The sequence below is a fragment of the Janthinobacterium sp. J1-1 genome (genome assembly GCF_030944405.1).
In the GTDB taxonomy this organism is placed as follows: Bacteria; Pseudomonadota; Gammaproteobacteria; order Burkholderiales; family Burkholderiaceae_D; genus Janthinobacterium.
The window spans coordinates 2986355-3004085 of record NZ_CP132339.1; the positions used below are offsets into that span (position 1 = coordinate 2986355).

The 17731-nt window shown below is 62.8% G+C and carries 18 protein-coding genes and 2 tRNA genes; 16 read left to right on the forward strand and 4 right to left on the reverse strand.

Annotation, left to right across the window (positions count from 1 at the left end):
- The first annotated feature begins 4 nt into the window (after positions 1 to 4).
- On the forward strand, positions 5 to 919 hold the full coding sequence (locus Q8L25_RS13525; RefSeq protein ID WP_308925314.1) for a LysR family transcriptional regulator: 915 nt from the start codon (positions 5 to 7) through the stop codon (positions 917 to 919).
- A gap of 13 nt (positions 920 to 932) precedes the next feature.
- Here Q8L25_RS13525 and Q8L25_RS13530 read toward each other — a convergent pair whose 3' ends face one another.
- Positions 933 to 1745: a FadR/GntR family transcriptional regulator gene (locus Q8L25_RS13530; protein WP_308925315.1), complete on the reverse strand. Its 813-nt coding sequence runs from the start codon at positions 1743 to 1745 to the stop codon at positions 933 to 935.
- A gap of 196 nt (positions 1746 to 1941) precedes the next feature.
- On the opposite strand from Q8L25_RS13530, the gene Q8L25_RS13535 reads away from it, so the two are divergent.
- From Q8L25_RS13535 to denD, 6 genes are read left to right on the forward strand one after another with little or no spacing between them, the layout of a single operon-like run.
- Positions 1942 to 3270 carry an MFS transporter gene (locus tag Q8L25_RS13535; RefSeq protein ID WP_308925316.1) on the forward strand — a complete coding sequence of 443 codons (1329 nt, stop codon included), beginning with the start codon at positions 1942 to 1944 and terminating at the stop codon, positions 3268 to 3270.
- A 15-nt stretch (positions 3271 to 3285) separates the two neighbouring features.
- Positions 3286 to 4194, forward strand: coding sequence for an L-threonate dehydrogenase (gene ltnD, locus Q8L25_RS13540; RefSeq protein WP_308925317.1), 909 nt, complete (start codon positions 3286 to 3288; stop codon positions 4192 to 4194).
- A gap of 12 nt (positions 4195 to 4206) precedes the next feature.
- Entirely contained in the window at positions 4207 to 5508 is a 1302-nt protein-coding gene (gene otnK, locus Q8L25_RS13545) for a 3-oxo-tetronate kinase (protein WP_308925318.1), read from the forward strand.
- Entirely contained in the window at positions 5505 to 6149 is a 645-nt protein-coding gene (gene otnC / locus Q8L25_RS13550; protein WP_308925319.1) for a 3-oxo-tetronate 4-phosphate decarboxylase, read from the forward strand. Before otnK ends, otnC begins: the two co-directional genes overlap by 4 nt.
- A 17-nt stretch (positions 6150 to 6166) precedes the next feature.
- Positions 6167 to 6958: a 2-oxo-tetronate isomerase gene (gene otnI / locus Q8L25_RS13555; protein ID WP_308925320.1), complete on the forward strand. Its 792-nt coding sequence runs from the start codon at positions 6167 to 6169 to the stop codon at positions 6956 to 6958.
- Between the two features lie 2 nt (positions 6959 to 6960).
- Entirely contained in the window at positions 6961 to 7932 is a 972-nt protein-coding gene (gene denD, locus Q8L25_RS13560; protein WP_308925321.1) for a D-erythronate dehydrogenase, read from the forward strand.
- On the opposite strand, the gene Q8L25_RS13565 is transcribed toward denD, so the two are convergent.
- Complete coding sequence (locus Q8L25_RS13565; protein ID WP_308925322.1) at positions 7929 to 8777, reverse strand: helix-turn-helix domain-containing protein; 849 nt, start codon at positions 8775 to 8777, stop codon at positions 7929 to 7931. The two genes, denD and Q8L25_RS13565, sit on opposite strands and share 4 nt — an antisense overlap.
- Positions 8778 to 8940: 163 nt before the next feature.
- Here Q8L25_RS13565 and Q8L25_RS13570 point away from each other — a divergent pair, with 163 nt between their 5' ends.
- From Q8L25_RS13570 to Q8L25_RS13585, 4 genes are all read left to right on the forward strand, one after another.
- On the forward strand, positions 8941 to 9345 hold the full coding sequence (locus tag Q8L25_RS13570; protein WP_308925323.1) for a DUF3224 domain-containing protein: 405 nt from the start codon (positions 8941 to 8943) through the stop codon (positions 9343 to 9345).
- Positions 9346 to 9412: 67 nt separating this feature from the next.
- Complete coding sequence (locus tag Q8L25_RS13575) at positions 9413 to 9697, forward strand: autorepressor SdpR family transcription factor (RefSeq protein WP_308925324.1); 285 nt, start codon at positions 9413 to 9415, stop codon at positions 9695 to 9697.
- Positions 9694 to 10353, forward strand: coding sequence for an SdpI family protein (locus Q8L25_RS13580; RefSeq protein ID WP_308925325.1), 660 nt, complete (start codon positions 9694 to 9696; stop codon positions 10351 to 10353). Before Q8L25_RS13575 ends, Q8L25_RS13580 begins: the two co-directional genes overlap by 4 nt.
- On the forward strand, positions 10350 to 11297 hold the full coding sequence (locus Q8L25_RS13585; RefSeq protein ID WP_308925326.1) for an alpha/beta fold hydrolase: 948 nt from the start codon (positions 10350 to 10352) through the stop codon (positions 11295 to 11297). Before Q8L25_RS13580 ends, Q8L25_RS13585 begins: the two co-directional genes overlap by 4 nt.
- A gap of 124 nt (positions 11298 to 11421) precedes the next feature.
- Here Q8L25_RS13585 and uvrB read toward each other — a convergent pair whose 3' ends face one another.
- Positions 11422 to 13509 (reverse strand): excinuclease ABC subunit UvrB, encoded by a 2088-nt coding sequence (uvrB, locus tag Q8L25_RS13590; protein WP_308925327.1) that lies wholly within the window; start codon positions 13507 to 13509, stop codon positions 11422 to 11424.
- A 119-nt stretch (positions 13510 to 13628) separates the two neighbouring features.
- On the opposite strand from uvrB, the gene Q8L25_RS13595 reads away from it, so the two are divergent.
- From Q8L25_RS13595 to Q8L25_RS13615, 5 genes are all read left to right on the forward strand, one after another.
- A complete protein-coding gene (locus Q8L25_RS13595; protein WP_308925328.1) occupies positions 13629 to 14843 on the forward strand; it encodes an amino acid aminotransferase in 1215 nt (404 codons plus the stop codon).
- A gap of 130 nt (positions 14844 to 14973) precedes the next feature.
- Positions 14974 to 15049: transfer RNA gene (locus Q8L25_RS13600), tRNA-Asn, on the forward strand.
- A 69-nt stretch (positions 15050 to 15118) separates the two neighbouring features.
- The gene (locus Q8L25_RS13605) at positions 15119 to 15514 is read left to right on the forward strand and encodes a hypothetical protein (RefSeq protein ID WP_308925329.1); all 396 of its coding nucleotides are present in this window, start codon (positions 15119 to 15121) and stop codon (positions 15512 to 15514) included.
- Between the two features lie 42 nt (positions 15515 to 15556).
- The gene (locus Q8L25_RS13610; protein ID WP_308925330.1) at positions 15557 to 15883 is read left to right on the forward strand and encodes a Dabb family protein; all 327 of its coding nucleotides are present in this window, start codon (positions 15557 to 15559) and stop codon (positions 15881 to 15883) included.
- 93 nt (positions 15884 to 15976) lie between these two features.
- A tRNA-Asn gene (locus Q8L25_RS13615) sits at positions 15977 to 16052 on the forward strand.
- 111 nt (positions 16053 to 16163) lie between these two features.
- Here Q8L25_RS13615 and Q8L25_RS13620 read toward each other — a convergent pair.
- Positions 16164 to 17204 carry a PIN domain-containing protein gene (locus tag Q8L25_RS13620; protein WP_308925331.1) on the reverse strand — a complete coding sequence of 347 codons (1041 nt, stop codon included), beginning with the start codon at positions 17202 to 17204 and terminating at the stop codon, positions 16164 to 16166.
- Positions 17205 to 17731 lie beyond the last annotated feature (527 nt).

Consider the following 17731-nt stretch of genomic DNA (forward strand, 5'->3'; position numbering starts at 1 on the left):
ATGCATGCAGCGCATCAATTACGATCTCCACGATCTGCAGGCCTTTGTCGCCGTGGCCGAGCGCAACAGCTTTCGCCAGGCCGCCACCGATCTGTTCATCTCGCAGCCGGCGCTCAGCCGCCGGATTGAAAAACTGGAAGATGCGCTGGGGGTCAGGCTGTTCGAACGCACCACCCGGCGCGTGCAGCTGACCAATATCGGGCAGGTATTCCTGGTGAACGTGCGCGATGCGCTCAATGGCCTCGAAGACGCCGTGCTGGGGGTGGCCGACCTGGCCGCGCACCGCACCGGCACCGTGACATTCGCCTGCGTGCCGTCGGCCGTGTGGCATTTCTTGCCCGACGTGCTCAAGCGCTTCAGCACGCAGTTTCCGAAAATTCGCGTGCGCGTGCATGACGAAAGCGCGCAGGACGTGCTCAACCTCGTGCTGGCCGGCGAGGCGGATTTCGGCATCTGTTTTACGGGCGCCGAAAACCCGGAAATCCATTTCCAGCCCATCTATGTCGAGAGCTATGTGCTGGCGATGCGGCACGATCATCCGCTGGCCAAACGCAAGAAGCTGAGCTGGAAGGATACCGTCAATGAACGCTATATCGCGGTGGCCAAGTCAAGCGGCAACCGCAGCGTGCTCGATGCCGCGCTGTCCGGCGTGGAAAAACATCCGTGGATCTCGTGCGAGATCAACCACGTGTCAGGCGTGCTGGCGCTGGTGGAGTCGGGCCTGGGCGTGGCGGCGGTGCCCGCGCTGTCGATCCTGCCGGAACGGCAAAGCATGGTGGTCGGCGTGCCGTTGGTCAACCCTGCCGTGAAACGCACGCTGGGCCTGATCAGCAAGCACCAGCACGCGATGCCGCCGGCGTCACGCACCTTGTTCGACATGCTGGCGGCGAGCATCGCCAGGCAAAAGCGGCCGGTGTAGGTCGTGCCTGCGCTTATTTTTGCATGATGGGATCGCGCCCCAGCGTGCGCGCCAGCGCGCCGCCGTCGCCGCGCCAGAATTCGCGGTCGGCCAGGCGCACCCGTTCGGCCGCGTGCTGCATGTGTTCCATCGCCGCCTGGCGCGCCGCCTGCGGGTCGCCGGCGGCGATCGCCTGGACGATCTTTTCATGTTCGCAGCGCACTTCGACCGAAAAATCGGCGCGCCGCGCTTCGTTGGCGCGCGTTACCTTCACGGCCGAGCGGATCGGGTCGGCGAACATGGCGACGAATTTCGGCCAGTAGGGGTTGCCCGTCGCCTCGGCGATGCACAGGTGCAGCCGCACATCTTCCTCGACGCCATCGACGCCATGGGCCACGGCTTCCTCGATGCGCCGCAGCGCGTGTTCGATCTCGGCCAGCTGGCCCGGCGTGCGGCGCACGGCGGCCAGCGCGGCGATTTCCGCTTCCAGGCCCTGGCGCACTTCGATCAGGTTCAGCAGCGATTGCACCGACTGTTCCGTCAATGCATCGCCGCGCTCGCCGCCCTTGATGGCATCCTGCACGCAGACAAAGGTGCCGCTGCCCTTGCGCGTGGCCACCACGCCGTCCACCTGCAGCAGGGCGATCGCTTCGCGCAGCACCGTGCGGCTGACGCCGAAATGGCTGGCCATCGCCTGCTCCGACGGCAGGCGCGTGCCGCCCGCCAGGCCGTCGTTCTGGATCTGCTGGCGCAGCCGTGCCGCCACCCGCGCACCCAGGGTGCCGGCGGCAAAGCTGCCGGCGGCCGGTTCGGGGGCGGGCAGGGTAAAACTGAACGAGCGGTCCATCGGAGTGTCCTTGTGCTGGCGGTAAAAAATCGGGCGGGCTTGAAAGTGCTTGCTGACATTATATGAAATATACAGCTTGACACACATAAAACACACACATAACATACAGCCATACAAATTATAGACAACTTGCCAGCCACCTCCGGTGGTCTAAAAAAAACCAGGCAAGGTCGCTTATCTCAATCAGGAGACACGCATGGAACTATCCCAAGCACAGCCGGGTTTGCCGGCTGGCGCCGCCGCAGCGCAAAAATCCATTGATGACGCCGTGTACCGCAAGGTCACCTGGCGCATCATTCCCTTCCTGATGGTCTGCTACATCGTCGCTTACCTCGACCGCGTGAACGTGGGCTTCGCCAAGCTGCAGATGCTGGCCGACCTGCAATTTTCCGAAACCGTGTATGGCCTGGGCGCCGGGGTGTTCTTCCTCGGCTATTTCCTGTTCGAGGTGCCCAGCAATGTGATGCTGCACAAGATAGGCGCGCGCGTCTGGATCGCCCGCATCATGATCACCTGGGCCATCATTTCCGGCGCCTTCATGTTCGTCACCACGCCGACCATGTTCTACATCATGCGCTTCCTGCTGGGCGTGGCCGAGGCGGGCTTCTTCCCCGGCATCATTCTGTATCTGACCTACTGGTATCCCTCCGAGCGCCGCGCACGCATGGTGTGCACCTTCATGGCGGCCATTCCCATCGCCGGCCTGATCGGCGGACCACTGTCCGGCTGGATCATGGAAACCTTTGCCGGCGTGTATGGCTATGCCGGCTGGCAATGGATGTTCGTGCTCGAAGCGATCCCCGCCGTGATCATGGGCGTGGCCGTGCTGCTGTACCTGGACAACAGCATCCGCTCGGCGAAATGGCTGACGGAAGACGAAAAAGTCATCCTCGAACAGCGCATCGAGACGGAAGCGAAGGGCAAGGTGTCGCATCCGTCGATCCGCGCCATGTTTGCCGATCCACGCATCTGGCTGATGGCCCTGATCTATTTCTGCTGCGTGATGGGCCAGTACTCGCTGACCTTCTGGCTGCCCAGCCTGATCAAGGCGGCCGGTGTGACGGGCGTGCTCAATATCGGCCTGTTCACGGCGATTCCGTATTCGGTGGCGGTGGCCTCGATGATCTTGCTGGGTCGCAGCTCGGACAAATACCGCGAACGCCGCTGGCACATGGCGATCCCGCTGGTCGTGGGCGCCGCCGCCATCGTCTGCAGCGCACTGGCCGGCGCCGACAACACGGGCTGGGCGATCTTCTTCCTGACGATTGCCGCCGGCGGCATCCTGGCCGCCTCGCCGATGTTCTGGAGCCTGCCAACCGCTTTCCTCGGCGGCGTCTCGGCCGCGGCCGGCATCGCCGCCATCAACTCGGTGGGCAACCTGGCCGGCTTTGCCGCACCCTACATGATCGGTTCGATCAAGGACCTGACGCAGTCGACCGATATCGCCATCTACCTGCTGGCCGGCATCCTGGTGATCGGCGCGATCATCATCATGCGGGTGCCGGCCAAGCTGGTGAACAAATAAATACTGGAGCAGACAATGAGCGCAACAATCGAAAAAGTAGGGATCATCGGCCTGGGCGCGATGGGCATGGGCATGGCGCAATCGCTGCTGCGCGCCGGCTTCGAAGTGCATGCCTGCGACGTGCGGCCCGACACCGTGCAGAAGCTGGTCGATGCGGGCGCCCATGCGGCGGCCTCGCCGGCCGCGCTGGCGGCGCAGGTACAGGCGCTGCTGATCGTGGTGGTCAATGCGCAGCAGACCGAAAGCGTGCTGTTTGGCGAGCACGGCGCGGCCAGCCAGCTGGCGCCGGGCAGCGTGGTGATCGCCTGCGCCACGGTGGCGCCGGAATTTGCCGAAGCGCTGGGCACGCGGCTGGCGGCGATGGGCTTGCGCCTGATCGACGCGCCGATTTCCGGTGGCGCGGCCAAGGCGGCCAGCGGCGAGATGTCGGTGATGGCGGCCGGCGCGCCCGACGCCTTCGACGCCTGCGCCGGCATTTTCGATGCCATCTGCGCCAAGCTGTACCGCCTCGGCGAACAGTCGGGGCAGGGTTCGAAAGTCAAGATGATCAACCAGTTGCTGGCCGGCGTGCATATCGCCGCCGCCGCCGAAGCGATGGCGCTGGGCCTGCGCGCCGGCTGCGATCCGGATGCGCTGTATGAAGTCATCTCGAACAGCGCCGGCAGTTCCTGGATGTTCCAGAACCGCGTGCCGCATATACTGAAGGGCGACTACACGCCCTTGTCAAGCGTGAATATCTTCGTGAAAGACCTGGGCATCGTGCTGGACTACGCGAAAAAAAGCGTGTTCCCGCTGCCGCTGTCGGCCACCGCGCACCAGATGTTCATGCAGGCCTCGGCCGCCGGCCATGGTGGCGAGGACGACTCGGCCGTGATCAAGCTGTTCCCCGGCATTACCTTGCCGGTGAAAGCATCGACGAATTAAGGAAAGAGAACCATGACTGTATTACTGGGATGTATCGCCGACGATTTCACGGGTGGCACCGACCTGGCCGGCATGCTGGTCAAGGCCGGCATGCGCACGGTGCAGCTGATCGGTGTGCCGAAAGGCCCGCCACCCGGCGACGTGGACGCCGTGGTGATCGCGCTCAAGTCGCGCACCAATGCGCCCGAGGAAGCGGTGGCCGAATCGCTGGCGGCCTTGCGCTGGCTGCAGCAGGCCGGTTGCAAGCAGTTCTATTTTAAATATTGCTCCACATTCGATTCGACCGCGCGCGGTAATATCGGCCCGGTGGCCGAGGCGCTGATGCAGGCGCTCGATACCGACTTCACGATCGCCTGCCCGGCGTTTCCCGCCAATGGCCGCACCATCTACAAGGGCAATCTGTTTGTCGGCGACGTGCCGCTGGCGGAATCGGGCATGCGCGACCACCCCCTGACGCCGATGACGGACTCGAACCTGGTGCGCGTGCTGCAGCAGCAGGTGCAAGCCAAGGTGGGCCTGGCGGACTTTGCCGTGGTGGAAAAGGGCGCCGCCGCCATCGCCCAGCGCTTTGCGGAGCTGCGCGGCCAGGGTTGCCGCTTTGCCGTGGTCGATGCGGTGTCGAACCGCGACCTGGAAGCCATCGGCGCGGCCTGCCTCGATTTGAAACTGATCACGGGCGGCTCCGGCATCGCGCTGGGACTGCCGCAGAATTTCCGCCAGCGCGGCCAGCTGGCGGCGCTGGCCAGCGGCCAGGCCGGCCAGCTGGCGCCGCCGTCGGGCTTTCGCGCCGTGATCTCCGGCAGCTGCTCGGTGGCCACGCAGCAGCAGGTGGCGCACTTGCGCGAACAGGCGCCGGCGTTCCATGTCGATCCCTTGCAGCTGGCGGCCGGCGGCGACGTCGTCGACAGCATGGTGGAGGCGGCTTTGGAATGGGCCGGCGCGCACCTGGCGCAAGGGCCGGTCCTGATCTATGCCACCGCCACGCCGGACGCCGTGCGCGCGGTGCAGGCGCAGCTGGGCGTGGCGCGGGCCGGCGCGCTGGTCGAGGAGGCGCTGGCGGCCATCGCCCAGGGCCTGGTGCGCCTGGGAGTGGGCCAGCTGATCGTCGCCGGCGGCGAAACCTCGGGCGCGGTGGTCAAGGCCCTGTGCGTGGCGGGCCTGCGCATCGGCCCCGAAATCGACCCTGGCGTGCCGTGGACGCAAGCCTTGCCGGCATCGGGCGAGACCGATGGCGCACCGCTGGCGCTGGCGCTCAAGTCGGGCAATTTCGGCAGCGTCGATTTCTTTACCAAGGCCTGGGACGTGCTGGCATGAGCGGCACCGAATCGCGCCAGCGCGAACAGATCGCCGAGTTCGGCAAGTCGCTGTACGAGCGTGGCCTGACGGCCGGCAGCAGCGGCAACCTCAGCGTGCGCCTGGACGACGGCTGGCTGCTGACGCCCACCAACGCCAGCCTGGGCCGGCTCGATCCGGCCCAGCTGTCCAAGCTGGACTGGAATGGCAACCTGATCAGCGGCGCGCCGCCGTCGAAAGAAGCATTCTTGCACCGCGCCATGTATGAGCAGCGCGGCGGTGCCGGCGCCATCGTGCACCTGCATTCGACCCATTCGGCGGCGGTGTCCTGCATGTGCGGCCTGAACCACGACGATTGCATTCCGCCGCTGACGCCGTATTTTGTGATGAAGGTGGGACGCTTGCCGCTGGTGCCGTACCACCGCCCCGGCGACCCGGCGCTGGCCGGTGCCATCGGCGCCATGGCGCGCAAGCATAGCGCCGTGCTGCTGGCCAATCACGGCCCGGTGGTGTCCGGCACGAACCTGGAGGCGGCCGTGTACGCGGCCGAGGAACTGGAAGAGACGGCCAAGCTGTTTTTGCTGCTGCGCGATGTGCCGACCCGCCCGCTGGACGCGGAACAGATCGCCGACCTGAAGCACACATTCAAACTCGATATCTAAGATTCAAGGAGACACGCATGCCCCGTTTTGCCGCCAATCTCAGCATGATGTTCAATGAAGTGCCGTTCCCGCAGCGCTTTGCCGCTGCGGCGCAAGCCGGCTTCCAGGGCGTCGAATTCCTGTTCCCGTATGACCATGCGCCGCAGGAAGTGGCCGGCTGGCTACGCGACAACAGCCTGCAGAACGTGCTGTTCAATCTGCCGCCAGGCGACTGGGTGGCGGGTGAACGCGGCATCGCTTCGCTGCCGGGCCGCGAGGAAGAGTTCCGCGCGGGCGTGGCGCGCGCCATCGAGTATGCGCTGGCGCTGGGCACCCCGCGCGTGCACATGATGGCGGGACTGGTGCCGGCTGGCGCCGACCTGGCGCTGCACCGCGCCACCTACCTGGCCAATCTGCAATACGCCGCCAAGGCCGTCGGCGAGCATGGCATCGAACTGCTGATCGAGCCGATCAACGGGCGCGACATGCCCGGCTATTTCCTCGTGACGCAGGCCCAAGGCCATGCGCTGCGCGTGGAATCGGGCGCACCGAACGTCAAGGTGCAGATGGATTTTTATCACACGCAGATCGTCGAAGGCGATATCGCCATGACGTTCAGACAGAACTTTGACGGCATCGGCCATGTGCAGATCGCCAGCGTGCCGGCACGCAATGAACCGGACGACGGCGAAGTCAATTACCCGTATCTGTACAGCCTGCTCGACGAGCTGGGCTACCAGGGCTGGATCGGTTGCGAATACCGTCCGCGCGGGCGCACCGAGGATGGCCTCGGCTGGCTTGCGGCCTATCACAATAAACAAGGAGCATGAACATGAAAGTACTCGTTACCGGCGGCGCCGGTTTTCTCGGCCAGCGCCTGGCGCGCCAGTTGCTGGACCAGGGCCGGCTGACCGACAGCGCGGGCCAGTTGCAGACCATCACCGAGCTGGTGCTGGTCGACGTGGTGCCTGCCCATGATTTCGGTGATGCGCGCGTCAAAGTCGTCACCGGCGATATCGCCGATGGCGTGCTGATGCGCGCCACCATCGATGCGGACACCGCCTCGATCTTCCACATGGCCGCCATCGTCAGCGGCCAGGCCGAGGCCGATTTCGAGCTGGGCATGCGCATCAACCTGGACGCGTCGCGCCTGCTGCTCGATATCTGCCGCGAACTGGGGCATAAACCGAAGGTGGTGTTTACCAGCTCGGTGGCCGTGTACGGCGGCCAGTTGCCGGAGGTGGTGCAGGACAATACCGCCTTGAGTCCGCAATCGTCGTACGGCACGCAAAAAGCCATCGGCGAACTGCTGCTCAACGACTACAGCCGCCGTGGCTTCGTCGACGGCCGCGTGCTGCGCCTGCCGACCATCAGCGTGCGTCCGGGCAAGCCGAACAAGGCCGCGTCTTCGTTTGCCAGCGGCATCATCCGCGAACCCTTGAATGGCGAAGCGTCCGTCTGTCCGGTCGGCACCGACCTGCGGCTGTGGCTGCTGTCGCCGCGCGGCGCCATCGCCTCCTTGATCGCCGGCCATGAACTGGCGGGCGAGGCCTTCGGCGCCAGCCGCACCGTCAACCTGCCCGGCCTGTCGGTCAGCGTGGGCCAGATGATCGCGGCGCTCGAAGAGGTTGCCGGCAGCGAAGTGACAGCCCGCATCAGCCATGCGCCCGACGCCGCGGTCGAGCGCATCGTCAGGAGCTGGCCCGGCGCCTGGGATACCAAGCGTGCCGAAGCGCTGGGCTTGAGCGCCGATGCGGATTTCTCCAGCATCATTCGCGCCCATGTCGAGGACATGCAAGCCTAGTCCTGGCCATCCCCGGGCAGTTGCGCGCGGCGATAGTCGAGCGGCGTGCAGCCCACCAGCGCCGTGAATTTTCCGCTGAAATGGGCCTGGTCAAAAAAGCCCAGTTCCTGCGCCAGGCTGGCCAGGTCGGGCGCATCGGGTTGCGCCAGGCGCCAGATCGCTTCCTGCAGGCGGTAGCGCTGGATGACCCATTTTGGCGGCACCCCCACATAATCGGCGAACAGGCGCTGCAGCCGGCGCTCGCCGATCGCCATGTGTTCACACAGTTGCGCCACGCTGACCGGACCGTTGGGCGCGGCGGCTGCAGCGGTCAGGTGGCGCGCCAGCAAGGCGGCGTCATCGATTTCCGGCAACACCGCCAGCAACATGGATTGTGCCTGCGCCACCATGGCGCCGTCATCGATCTGCCGCAAGACCAATGCTTCCGCCTGGCTGGCCGGCATGCCCAGCAGCGCATCGGCGGCGATCGTCCCGTCGGTGAACGAGGACAGCGGCTGGGCGATGAACGGGCGCAGGCCGCCTGGCGCAAACCGCACACCCAGTACCTTGCCGGCGCCTGCCAAAGGGCGGTCGAAAGCGCCGCGCACCACGCCGTGGATGGCGGTGCGGCCCGCGTCGAACACCAGATGCGCATTCGGATACGGCAGCACGCGCTGGGTTTCCGGCGCGCGGTCCCGCAGATCCCATGCCACTATCCAGAAATATTCCACAAACGGCGCCAGCGCGGCGGCGGGCGGATACGTTGCCAGCCGTATCCGGCGTGCCGTGGCGCGTGGGTCAACGATGCCCTTGGGCACATGCTTGATCTCTGTCAGTACATTCGCGGCGTTGTCGGCTTTATCCAATATTGTTCTCTCGCCTGGCGTTACGCTGGTGTTTTCGTCTTGATGGAAGGAAACCATGCCACCGCACAGCGCAGTTCGCCCAATGCTGGGCTTGTTGTTTGCCGCATATTGTCAATCGGCGGCGCCCGCTTTCGCGGCACCGCTCATGGAAGGAGATCATCGCATGAGTACCCATGTTTCGGGAAGTTTCAACATCACCATGACGCCGGCCACCACGCCGCAACGCTCGGGGCGCACCACGCTGGGCAGGATGCTGCTCGACAAGGTCTACAAGGGCGACCTGGCCGCCACCGCCAGCGGCGAGATGCTCAGCGCCGTCACCGACACCAAGGGCGCGGCCGGCTATGTCGCGATCGAGTCCATCACGGGCGTGCTGCAGGGCCGGCAGGGCAGTTTCGTGGTGCGGCATGCGGGCACCATGGCCGACGGCAAACAGGAACTGTCGATCGTGATCGTGCCCCATTCCGGCACCGGCCAGCTGGAGGGTATCAGCGGCACGATGGGTATCCGCATCGAGGGCGGGCAGCATTTCTACGATCTCGATTACCGGTTGCCGGGGGCTCGATAAGGTGCTTGACGGCAGCAGCGATCGTCACTATATTTAGATAATTATCTAATTAGATGTTTATCTTAATATGAATGCCACCAACAGCGCCTTCAAGGCCATTGCCGACCCCGCGCGGCGCGAAATCCTGCGGCTGCTGCGGGCCGGCGAGATGACGGCCGGCGAGCTGGCTGGCCACTTCGACATGAGCAAACCCACCATGTCGCACCATTTTGCGGTGCTGTTCGACGCCGACCTGATCACGCGCCGGCGCGAAGGCCAGACCATCTGGTATGGCCTCAATACCACCGTGCTGCAGGATGTGCTGGCCTGGATGCTGGACCTGACCGATCTTGACCACAAGGAGAGCAAATGATGAAAGCGCGCTTTATCGCACTGAGCCTGTTGTTGATTGCGGCCGTCAGCGCCGCCATCGTGCATGCCTGGCCGCAGTTGCCGGAAGTGGTGGCGGTACACTGGAACTGGCGCGGCGAGGCCGACAGTTACGCGCCGCGCGCGGTGCTGTGGTTGCTGGGGCCGGGGCTGATGGCCGTCATCATGCTGCTGGCCTTGCTGCTGCCGCCGCTGTCACCACGCCAGCATGAGGTGGAACCGTTCGAAGCGACCTACTATTACAACTTCGGCGTCGGGCTGGTGCTGCTGGCGTATGTGCAAGGCCTGGTGCTGGCCAGCGCTGTCGGCATGGCGGTGCCGATCGACCGCGCGGTGCCGGCCGGGCTGTTCGTGATGCTGATATTGGCCGGCAATCCCATGGGCAAGGTACGGCGCAATTTTTACCTGGGCATCCGCACGCCGTGGACCTTGTCCAGCGAGCGCGTCTGGTACGCCACGCACCGCTTTGCGGCCAGGCTGATGGTCGGCAGCGGGCTGCTGGGGTTTTGCATGCTGGCGGCGGGCGTGCCCGGCTGGCTGCTGCTGGTGCCGGCGATTGCCTGGGCGCCGGTGGCCGTGCTGTACTCGCTGCTGCGGTACAAGCGGCTCGATATGCACTCACAAGGGGACGCGCAATGATGCGATGGATATGCGGTGTGCTGGTCATGCTGCTGGCCTTGCCGGCGCACGCTGCCGCTGGCGAGCAGGAAGTGATCCTGGCAGTGCAGGGCGGCGTGCTGCATGGCACTTTGTCGCTGCCGGCGGTGGAGGGCAGGGGGCCGGTGGTGCTGCTGCATGCCGGTTCCGGCCCGACCGACCGCGATGGCAACAGCGCCGCGCTGCCGGGCCGCAATGATTCCTTGCGCATGGTGGCCGATGCGCTGGCGCGCGCCGGCATCGCGACGCTGCGCTACGACAAGCGCGGCGTCGGCGCCAGCGCGCTGCCTGGCGTGCGCGAGGCCGATTTGCGGTTGGACCACTATATCGATGACGCCACCGCATGGCTGCGGCAGCTGCGCGCCGATCCGCGCTTTTCACGCATCGTGATGGCCGGCCATAGCGAAGGCGCCCAGATTGCGGCAGTCGCCTGCGAAAAGGCGCCTGCTGACGCCTGCATCCTGATTGCCGGTGCAGGCAGCGGGGTGGACGATATCCTGCGCACGCAGTTGAAGCCGCGCCTGCCGGCCGAGCTGTATGCGCAGAACGAGCGCATCTTGCTGGCGCTCAAACGGGGCGAGCAGGTAGAAGACGTGCCGCCAGCCTTGCTGGCGCTATACCGGCCGTCGGTGCAGCCGTATTTGATTTCGTCGCTGAAGGTCGACCCGCGCGCGGCCGTGGCCGCCTTGCGCATGCCGGTCTTGATGGTGCAGGGGACAACCGATCTGCAGGTGTCGGTGGCCGATGCCCAGGCCTTGTCGGCTGCCGCGCCGAAGGCGAAGCTGGTGATCGTGCCGGGCATGAATCATGTGCTGAAGCTGGCCGGTGGCGACCTGGCGCAGCAACTGCCGTCCTACGGCGATCCGGAGTTGCCGCTGGCGCCCGCCCTGGTCGACGCCGTGACGGCATTCGTTCAGGGGCATTGAGGGGGAGCGGGGGCGGTAGGTCGGATTAGCGCGCAAGCGCGTAATCCGACATCATGGTTGGCGCCGGCGATGGACTCGGATTACGCGGCGTTGCCGCTAATCCGACCTACGCATCCGATAACAGTTACTTGCCCAGGATCGACGTCACGTTGTCGGTTCCCGGTGCGCCGAACAGCTGCTGCTTGAGGATATGCAACTGGTCGCGCACCTGCGCCGCTTTTTCGAACTCCAGGTTCTTGGCGTGGTCGACCATCAGTTTTTCCAGGCGCTTGATTTCCTTGCTGACCTGTTTCTCGCTCATCGCTTCGAACTTGGCCGTTTCCTGCGCCACCTGCAGGTTTTCGCGTGCTTCCTGCGGGCTGTAGACGCCGTCGATCATTTCGCGGATCGATTTTTTGACGCCGATCGGAATGATGTTGTTGGCCGTATTGAACGCGATCTGCTTGGCGCGGCGCCGTTCCGTCTCGTCGATGGCGCGGCGCATGGAATCGGTGATGCGGTCGCCGTACAGGATCGCGGTGCCGTTCAGGTTGCGCGCGGCGCGGCCGATGGTCTGGATCAGGCTGCGTTCGGACCGCAAGAAACCTTCCTTGTCCGCATCGAGAATGGCGACCAGCGACACTTCCGGCAAGTCCAGCCCTTCACGCAGCAAGTTGATGCCGACCAGCACGTCAAACGTGCCCAGGCGCAGGTCGCGCAAAATCTCCACACGTTCCACGGTTTCGATATCGCTGTGCAGGTAGCGCACCTTGATGCCATGGTCGCTCAAATACTCCGTCAGCTGCTCGGACATGCGCTTGGTCAGGGTGGTGACCAGCACGCGTTCGTCCTTCTTGATGCGCTCGACGATTTCCGACATCAGGTCGTCGACCTGGCTGCTGGCCGGGCGCACGATGATCTGCGGATCGACCAGGCCGGTCGGGCGCACCACCTGTTCCACCACCTGGTCGGAATGCTGTTTCTCGTACTCGGCCGGCGTGGCCGAGACGAAGATCGTCTGCCGCATCTTCTGTTCGAATTCCTCGAATTTCAAGGGCCGGTTGTCAAGCGCGGACGGCAGGCGGAAGCCGTAGTCGACCAGGTTGGTCTTGCGCGAACGGTCGCCGTTGTACATGGCGCTGAGCTGGCCCGTCAGCACGTGCGACTCGTCGAGGAACATGATGGCGTCGGGCGGCAGATAGTCGACCAGGGTCGGCGGCGGCTCGCCCGGCAGCGCGCCGGACAGATGGCGCGAGTAGTTCTCGATGCCCTTGGTAAAGCCGATCTCGGCCATCATTTCCAGATCAAAACGCGTGCGCTGCTCCAGACGCTGCTCTTCGATCAGCTTGTTTTCCTTGCGGAAAAATTCAAGGCGGTCGCGCAGCTCGTCCTTGATGGTTTCGACGGCGCGCAGCACGGTCGAACGCGGCGTCACATAGTGCGAACCCGGATACACCGTAAAGCGCGGAATCTTCTGCCGCACGCGGCCCGTCAGCGGGTCGAACAGCTGGATCGATTCGATCTCGTCGTCGAACATTTCCAGGCGCACGGCCAGCTCGGCGTGCTCGGCCGGAAAGATGTCGATGGTGTCGCCGCGCACGCGGAAAGTGCCGCGGCCAAAGTCCACTTCGTTGCGCGTGTATTGCATCTGGATCAGGCGCGCGATCACGTCGCGCTGGCTGACTTTATCCTTCACGCGCAAGGTGAGAATCATCTGGTGGTATTCGTTCGGATTACCGATACCGTAGATGGCCGACACCGTGGCGACGATCACCACGTCGCGCCGTTCCATCAGCGACTTGGTGCACGACAGGCGCATCTGCTCGATATGCTCGTTGATCGAGGAATCTTTCTCGATGAACAGGTCGCGCTGCGGCACATACGCTTCAGGCTGGTAGTAATCGTAGTAGCTGACGAAGTACTCGACCGCGTTCTGCGGAAAGAAGTCGCGGAACTCGCTGTACAACTGCGCGGCCAGGGTCTTGTTCGGCGCAAAGATGATGGCCGGCCGGCCCATGCGCGCGATCACGTTGGCCATCGTGTAGGTCTTGCCCGAACCCGTCACGCCGAGCAGGGTCTGGAAGGCCAGGCCGTCATTAATGCCTTCTGATAATTGCTCGATCGCGGTCGGCTGGTCGCCGGCCGGCAGGAACGGTTGATGCAGCTTGAAGGGCGAATCGGGGAAGGTAACGACTGTCGGTTCGGTGTCGTTGACGTTGGATAAATCGGGCATGTGAATCAGACCTTTGTTAGAATAGACCTCTGCTGGCGGCCCCGAAGCAGTATTAACGTTATTTGGGCGCTGTCAACAACTCCGCTGTGAACCTGCTTCCAATCGAATCCAATCTTATCATGACGAACCCAACTGTTTCTGCCAGTCTGTTTAGCGCCATCGAGATGGCCCCACGTGACCCGATCCTGGGTATCACCGAAGCATTTAACGCGGACCAGAATCCCGCTAAAATCAATCTCGGCGTCGGCGTTTATTATGACGACAACGGCAAAGTGCCTCTGTTAGCTTGCGTACGCAAAGCTGAAGCGATCCTGATCGAACAGGCCGCGCCACGCACCTACCTGCCGATCGAAGGCCTCGCGGCTTACGATAAAGCTGTACAAGAACTGGTATTTGGGGCTGATAGTGCCGTGATTCAAGAGCGCCGCGCGATTACCGTGCAAGCCATCGGCGGCACCGGCGCACTGAAGATCGGCGCAGACTTCCTGCAGCGTTTCGCACCCGGTGCCCAGGTCTATATCAGTGACCCGAGCTGGGAAAATCACCGCGCGCTGTTCGAAAGCGCCGGCTTCGTAGTCAACAACTACACCTATTATGACGCCGCCACCCATGGCGTCGATTTTGAAGGCATGCTGGCCAGCCTGAATAACATGCCGGCCGGCTCCATCGTGCTGCTGCACGCCTGCTGCCACAACCCGACTGGCGCCGACCTGACTGTCGCCCAGTGGGACCAGATCATTTCCGTAGTGACCACGCGCGGCCTGGTGCCGTTCCTCGACATGGCCTACCAGGGCTTCGCCAACGGCATCGCCGAAGACGGCGCCGTGGTGCAGCGCTTTGCCGACGCCGGCGGCCCGCTGCTGGTATCGAACTCGTTCTCGAAGTCGTTCTCGCTGTATGGCGAGCGCGTCGGCGCCCTGAGCGTGGTCGCCTCCAGCGCCGAAGAAGCGACGCGTTTGCTGTCGCAACTGAAACGCGTGGTGCGCACCAACTACTCGAACCCGCCAGTGCACGGCGGCAAGGTCGTCGCCACCGTGCTGTCGACCCCGGAACTGCGCCAGCTGTGGGAAGAAGAGCTGGCCGGCATGCGCGTGCGCATCCGCGAAATGCGCAACGCCTTCGTTGAAAAACTGAAGGAAAAAGCGCCAGGCCACGACTTCGAATTCGTGCGCCAGCAAATCGGCATGTTCTCGTATTCCGGCCTGACCAAAGAGCAAGTGGCATCGCTGCGCGAGCAGTCGATCTACGCCGTCGACACCGGTCGTATCTGCGTGGCAGCATTGAATTCGCGCAATATCGACATCGTTATTGACGCGATTGCCAAAGTGCTTTAAGATCTTGCTTCTTCGGCGCTGCTTGCAAGAGTGGCGCCGAAGGCAGTAGAAAGTCGGTAGTAACGTAGCAAGTTGAGTGTTAAACGAGACTTGCAAATGCGAAATGAACGACATATAATATTGCCTCTTTTCCCTGATAGCTCAGTTGGTAGAGCGACGGACTGTTAATCCGCAGGTCCCTGGTTCGAGTCCAGGTCGGGGAGCCAGAATTTGAAAGCCACGTTGAAAAACGTGGCTTTTTTCATTTCAGCGCCACTTTCCGCCGGAGCACGCCCATGCCAGACCAGATCGATCCCGCTTCCCCTGACTTGCCGTTCCAGGCCCGCGTCGCCCCCTGGGTCGCCGCCTGCTTCGGCGAGCAACTGGCCAACGACCCGGCCGAGCGCAACCATCGCTTCCTGGAGGAGTCGCTGGAACTGGCCCAGGCCTGCGGCGCCACGGCCGCCGAGGCGCACCGCATCGTCGACTATGTATTTGGCCGCGACACCGGCGAGAAAGCGCAGGAAATCGGCGGCGTGATGGTCACCCTGGCGGCCCTGTGCCAGGCGCAGGGCCTGGACATGCACGAGGCCGGCGAGCGCGAACTGGCGCTGGTCTGGGAAAAGATCGCCGCCATCCGCGCCAAGCGCGCCGGCAAGCCATCTTTTGCGCCTTGCCACCCGCTTTCCTGATTTGCGCTATCCTTTCCAGACGTTACCAGAAGGATAGCCACCATGACCTGCACCGCCGCCTTGCGCCATATTGTCCTGTGCGAATTCAACAGCGACATCACGCCCGCCAAACACGCCGAGCTTGTGTATGAATTTTCCCTGCTCAAGGAAAGCGTGCCCGGCGTATTGCAATTCGAATGGGGCGAGAACGTCAGTCCGGAAGGGCTCGACGACGGCTTTACCGACTGCTTCACCCTGACCTTCGACGGCGCCGCCGCGCGCGACGTCTACCTGACCCATCCCGCCCACCTGGCCTTCGTCGAACTGCTCAAGCCCTGGCTGGCGCGGGTGCTGGTATTCGACTACTTTCCGCAGGAAGTGCCCGGTTGATTTGTCTATGAAAAGCAGGGTGGGGCGCCGCTAAAATTTTTCCAGCCGGAATCTGGACAGCTGAAAAACCGGCGTATATAATACGGCCTCACTTCCCTGATAGCTCAGTTGGTAGAGCGACGGACTGTTAATCCGCAGGTCCCTGGTTCGAGTCCAGGTCGGGGAGCCAGAATACAAGCGGCCCCGCGAGAAATCGCGGGGCCGCTTTCGTTCGTTTATTTCCCAGATATTCCCCACTTGGGGAATATTTCATGCGGGAACGGCTTTGAAAGACGTGCACCTATGTGTATAACTGGTCCCACTCGTCCCCTAAGGCCCATCTGAGCGCAGATAGTTTACCGTTTATCATTCCCCATTCGAAATCGGTCCAAGGGCCGTAATTGCCTTTGCCAAGTTGTCGTTCCGCCTTCTTTGCGGACTTCAGCGCCCCCGCCCAAATGTCTTCGATGGTATGGGCTTGCCCGCTGAGCTTCTCGGTTTCCCATTCTTCCCGACTGACGATCTTGTGCTTTCCTTTTGCGATCTTCCAAGCCAGGTTCTTGTGCCGGTTGTACCAAACCTGGGTTGTAAGCCGATCCATCGCGCCAAGCATCTCGCTAAGGCTCCTCGGTTCCTCGATCCATTCCTGTTCCAGCATCGCGTAGGTAACAGTCAGAGGATCGACTCGACGCAGACATTCGGCCAAGTTGATGAAGTACATCGACTTGATCTTCGAGAAGAAACCCGCGAAGTCTGGATGCGGCAGCTTCTGGTTACCATTGACGATGCTGAAATCCTGCTTGTTGTGCGTGACGAAGGCGAACCTGCGTCCTAGTCCGCCCATTGTGCGCACGCATTCAAAATAGGTCTCTATTAGTATGGCATCCGCCATGGAGTTCTTGCCCTCGTGGTGAAAAGGTGCCTTCCGATTCAGAGCGCGGTCGGCGGCCATAATTTTTGTCTCGTTTCCAGTTTCGATGATTGCAGCATTGCTAAGTATTTGCTCTATTCTTGTAAGGGTACCTTCCGCTGCGCCGCCGAGCACCGGAATGCGGTGGTTCATGTCGGACAGATAGCCGAGGATCTTATCTTTTTGCTTGTTGTCGTTCTCAGCCCGACGAATTGCATCCTTGACCTGGTCAAAGTGTGACGCAAGGCTCTTCGCGCTCGATTTTGCAACGCGATTGCGGTTCTTCTGAAATTCAGTGACGACTATCCTGGGCACTATGAGGGTTATGCGTCCGTTGGCCACAAGGTCGACAAGAGCGTCGAGTAAGGATGTTTGTTTCGGGTCCGCAGCGAGGTCTAACCATACGCTGGTGTCGATGAGTATGTTGAACATGTGGGACTGGCTCTCGTTCTGGAAAGGATTCTTCAGACTGCGATAGTTACATCGGGCAAGCTTATGGGCAATTCGCGCTAACGCAAGTTTAAGCCGATATTCCCCATATCCAGACATCGATGTCGAGCTACGACGGAATCATCGGTGTTAACAAACAGCGATTTAAAACTGATATTGCGTGCGGCAGCCATCACTTAGCGCCAGATCGAGGCAGTGATGCCGATGTTCCCGAGGATATTTACTAAAGGCCTGTGTGCATGAGGTACGACTGGACAGGACAGCCCGTGCTCGTGGAAATGGTTTCGTGATCTCCTGTCGCCGAGAGCGTAGAGACGCCGCAGCCTGCCGGCGAATGCTATGCCCGCCGACCGAACCGCGCCGCAAGATACTCAAGCCTGGAAAGGCGGCGTTCAAGTCAAGCGTGGCTCCGGTCGGGGCCATAGTCCACCGATTCCAGCCGGTGGCGTCGCCTCTTTCCTTGTAGTCGATTTCCTTGACCGAGATGATTATGAATTGGTCACCGTACC